Below are 1,481 nucleotides of genomic sequence, written 5' to 3'. Positions count from 1 at the left end.
TCATCCAGAGCTTTCATCGGCTTCATGAGACATCGTAAAGAACTGTGCTTCCCATTTCTGCGTATATACTTTCTATCAACAGATGCCTTTTCAGAGAGTAGTTATGTTAGAAGAACGACTTTATGAACGTTATCTGCCTGGGTACTTAGAAAGTAATAGTGAAGAAGAAAAGCAGCGCCTATGGCAGCAAGCAGACCCTAACACGATTTATCAGCTCAATAGCGAATTACAAAAACTGCACGGCGAGGGTAACGACCTCATATCTTTTAGTGACCCCAATCGTTCGCACCTCCCGATCACCGCTTGGCCGGACATGCTATCGGCCGACATTGCCTTTTGGCGCAAGCACCAACACTGGTTGTTGCAAAGTAATGATCCGGTCACTGCAACTAATGAAGACGACTTGAGCGTGAATTATAAAATTCCGCTCAATTACATCAATCAATACAATGGTGAACATTTACGCCTGTTCTACGGGTCTCGCCTCGTTTATGCGAGATTGTTCAGCGCCCTGCACTACATTTTGAATCACGTTAAATCGGTGATCGAAGATTGGAGCCACGATCGCTACCCCTATCAATTACCCATAGAACTGTACATACCAACGACAAGTGAGCCGCAATCGGGAGTACGAAGTACATATCACCATTTCAATAGTGCTAACTATCAATCACTTAAAAACTATTTCCAGCAGCACTATTCAAGTTGGATTGAAGAGCAGTATCTCAATTGGATGTTCGAACTCAACACACAACTTAATCACCAAACCGCCGCAACTTACATCATTGAATACGAGGATGAACTTGGCATTCCGCGTGTCGACTTTATTTGCAAAAACGAAAACACTTTGCGGATGATTCGCCCCGCTCATTTTGTTGAAGACATGCGACAAATGGTGAGCTCGACCGATTATCTTGATCACCAAGTACAGCAAGTCGCGCTCAGAATCGAACGGCAATGCCGAGCGAAAGGATGGTAAACAAAGGCAGGTACAACGTTAGGGAAATTCGAATAACAAAAAGCCATCTTCTAAGCTTGATCATTAGAACGAGAAGTTTGAACGGCGAGAAGACTCAACGGATGGATAAACGCTATGCTATCGATAAAACAATTATCTTATGCCTTGGCTGTCTCAAAAACGCTGCATTTTCGTAAAGCAGCCGATTTGTGTCATGTTCGCCAATCAACGTTGAGCACAGGCGTCAGTGAACTGGAGCGTCAACTAGGCATTAAGATTTTTGAGCGGGACAATAAAAAAGTGCTCGTCACGCCACTTGGTCGTGAGGTTTTGGACAAAGCCAGCAACATCATGCTTCAACTGGAAGACATGGCACACCTCGACCACAGTTGCGGCGAACCTTTTTGCTTTCCGTTGTCCATTGGCATGATCCCGACCATTGCACCTTATCTTCTGCCAAAGTTGTTACTCACCTTAAAAGAGCAGTACCCCAACGCGAAAATAGACATCGTCGAAGAACAGT

General features: G+C 44.6%; 2 protein-coding genes. Both read left to right on the top strand.

Annotated elements, in window-relative coordinates; translation table 11 throughout:
- The first annotated feature begins 103 nt into the window (after positions 1-103).
- Positions 104-979: a hypothetical protein gene (locus R7070_RS25055; protein WP_318141379.1), complete on the top strand. Its 876-nt coding sequence runs from the start codon at positions 104-106 to the stop codon at positions 977-979.
- Positions 980-1,093: 114 nt separating this feature from the next.
- The coding region (locus R7070_RS25050; protein WP_318141378.1) for a LysR family transcriptional regulator at positions 1,094-1,481 on the top strand (388 nt) is incomplete at its 3' end.

Origin of the sequence: Vibrio sp. 1557 (assembly GCF_033340175.1) — a bacterium.
GTDB lineage: Bacteria > Pseudomonadota > Gammaproteobacteria > Enterobacterales > Vibrionaceae > Vibrio > Vibrio alginolyticus.
This window is presented reverse-complemented; position numbering and strand designations above follow the sequence as displayed.

What these genes read in the sequence shown, in the direction of transcription:
- R7070_RS25055 (WP_318141379.1), top strand. Translation starts at nt 104, where the DNA reads ATGTTAGAAGAACGACTTTATGAACGTTATCTGCCTGGGTACTTAGAA.